We start from the raw sequence: 2,871 nt of genomic DNA, 5'->3' as shown, positions 1-2,871 counted from the left end.
ATCTACAGCTAAAATTTTATCCAGAAGTGATGATATGAAGGATTCTCATAAACAAAACATTCTTGCATTGGGGATTAATTCGAGAATACGGCGTTTAGCAATTTTAGCTCTTGCAGTGGGGAGTTTTGCTATTGGGACTGCAGAGTTTGTTGCAATGGGACTCTTGCCGGAGATGGCACGAAGTTCATATGTTGATATTCCTACTGCGGGGCAATACATTTCTGCTTATGCATTAGGGGTTGTGATTGGAGCGCCTCTTTTAGCTGTTGCAACAGCTCAGATATCGCGCAAAATTGTTTTGATGGGGTTGATGTTTTTTTATGCCTTAGCAAATATTGCTAGTGCTTTTTTTTCTGATTTTAGCATATTAGTTGCATTACGCTTTCTCAGTGGTCTTCCCCATGGTATCTATTTCGGACTTGCGGCTATGGTTGCCGCTTCAATGGTAGAAATGAATGAACGTTCTAAAGCGGTTGGGTCTGTTATGCTTGGCTTAACGATTGCAACCGTTTTGGGAGCACCAGGGGCTACTTGGATTGGGCAACTTATTGGTTGGCAGATTGCATTTATCCTTGTGGGTATGATTGCTTTATTGTGTTGTTTGCTTATTTGGAATTTTTTACCTTGCGATTCAAGGACTTTAAGAACGAGTCCTTTACACGAAATGGGTGCATTAAAACAAAAGCAGGTGTGGCTTCTTTTGGCAATGGTTTCGGTGGGAGCGTCAGGATTATTTTCTGTTTTCACGTATATTAAGTCAACACTCATGCATATTTCTGGTGTTTCGCTTGAGTGGGTGCCCTTTATCATGCCTTTAGTGGGATTGGGGATGGTTGTAGGAAATCTCTTGGGGCCTAAATTGGCTATTAAAATAGGCATTTCACCGATGATATTTTTTTCTATGCTTTGGAGCGTATTTGTTTTTTTCCTGTTTTTCTTTTTATCCTATGCTCCGTTAACAGCAGCAATAGGGTGCTTTTTGGTGGGCACTTCTTTTGCGGCTATGCCTTCTATACAAACAAAAATTATGGATGTTGCACTACAGGGGCAGATTTTGGCAGGAGCATTAATGCAGTCTGCTTTTAATATTGCCAACGCTCTTGGTGCAGAAGCTGGAGCTTTGGTTTTAAAATTGGGCTATAGTTATGAATATACAGCTGTTTTAGGGAGTGTTCTAACTTTGTGTGGATTAATGGTTTTTTGCATCTCATGGTCTATGGAGAAGCATGTTTAATATTTTTCTTATTTTGAATAAAGAAGGAATTTCTATATTTATTTTTTAGTTATTGGAATATCCTGTTGGATTTTTTAATATGCAGTAAGAAATGCGTAACGCTAATGGAATAGCAAGGCAAAATAAAAGTCCCATGAGCACTATAAGAAGAGTTTTTGCTGCTAAGATCATTCCTATTGTTCCTCCAGGATTAAAGAGCCCAGCAAGATTGGTGATCACTCCTGCTAGAGTTGCGCTTAAAGCCGCTGAAAATAGTTGTACAGAGGTAAGGGATTCACTGGCACGAAGAGCATCTTCATCATTTGCACATTGTAAGATCCTAGTGAGCAAATGGGGCCATGCTATGCCTGCACTGATCCCAATAGAAAATAGTGCTAAGCAAATAATAAAAATATATTGAAGGGTGGAGACTTCTGTTGGAATGAGCCATAAAAGGATAGTGATGCCTAACAGTTTTAATAAGGGGGAGTATACGATGATGTTGCGAATTTTTTTTGTGGAGACACCAACACTTGAGAGGGCTCCACATGTCCATCCTAGACTCATAAGTGCTGCTATATAACCAGCAATAAGTGGAGCTTGCCCATGAAGCTCTTGAAGAAAGAGTGGAAAATAAAGTTCCATACTATATACAACGGTTGTCATAACAAGTATCAATGCGTAAACAGGGAAAATTTCAGAAGAAAAAGAAAAGGTTTGGTGTGGCAACATAGGATGAAGGGACGATGATTCGATTTTTGCTAGAACCAAGAGAAGACTCAATCCGATAACGAGCCCGCAAACTTTTGCCATCGTCGACTCCATAGCCCCTCCAACAGAAATGATAAAAATCAATAAGGTGAGTGTGAGAAGTTGGAGAAGAGGGAGAGGGGATGTTGGGACATTGTTTTCATTCTTTTTTGGTAAAAATTTAAAGGCGATGAGTGAGAAGAATATAGCTAATACACCAATGATCCAAAAGGATGCGCGCCATAGACCATAATATACAGAAAGCCCCCCGATCGCTGGCCCTAACAAGGTCGATATTCCCCACATTCCGGAAATAATACTTAATGCGTGTGACCATAAAGATGGGCTGAAAACGATACGTACCATAGAATAGGATAGGGATAACAGAGAACCACTTCCAAATCCTTGAATAACGCGTCCTATTAAAAATAATGGCATAGATGAAGAAATACTGCACAGAAGAGTTCCTAGGGTAAAGATAAGTCCAGAGATAACATAAGCGTTGCGAGGACCTAATTTCCCTAGTATTTTCGTTGCAAGTGAAGTCCCCACGAGCGAAGCTGTAATGAAGACAGTCGCTACCCAAGAATAATATATTTCACTCCCAATATGATTCATAAGAGAGGGCAAAATAGTAATAACAATATAAACGTTGGTGGCATGCAACACCACCCCTCCCATAAACGTCAAAAAGCAAAGACCATTTTTACCCAATAAAAGCGCAGACCAGCTTTGTTTTTTCACTATTTTTGCTATTTAATAAAAACTTACCCTTTTTTTTACTTATAAGGCAGTTCTTTAAATTTGCCAAGAGAAATTCAAAGCTCTATTTAGAGCTTTGAATTTTAATTTAAGTAATAAACTTAATTATCCATTGCTTTTTTGAGATTTTCATCAATTTTATCGAG

General features: G+C 39.0%; 2 protein-coding genes. One reads left to right on the top strand and one right to left on the bottom strand.

Features of this window, described 5'->3' with window-relative positions; genetic code table 11:
- Positions 1 to 34 precede the first annotated feature (34 nt).
- Complete coding sequence (locus tag BN338_RS06915) at positions 35 to 1,234, top strand: MFS transporter (protein ID WP_039760395.1); 1,200 nt, start codon at positions 35 to 37, stop codon at positions 1,232 to 1,234.
- Positions 1,235 to 1,279: 45 nt separating this feature from the next.
- On the opposite strand, the gene BN338_RS06910 is transcribed toward BN338_RS06915, so the two are convergent.
- Positions 1,280 to 2,707: an MFS transporter gene (locus BN338_RS06910; RefSeq protein WP_039760394.1), complete on the bottom strand. Its 1,428-nt coding sequence runs from the start codon at positions 2,705 to 2,707 to the stop codon at positions 1,280 to 1,282.
- Between the last annotated feature and the right edge of the window lie 164 nt (positions 2,708 to 2,871).

The sequence above is a fragment of the Bartonella queenslandensis AUST/NH15 genome (assembly GCF_000312585.1).
GTDB lineage: Bacteria > Pseudomonadota > Alphaproteobacteria > Rhizobiales > Rhizobiaceae > Bartonella > Bartonella queenslandensis_A.
Note: the sequence above shows the minus strand (reverse complement) of the source record. Positions and strands in the feature narration are given on the sequence as shown.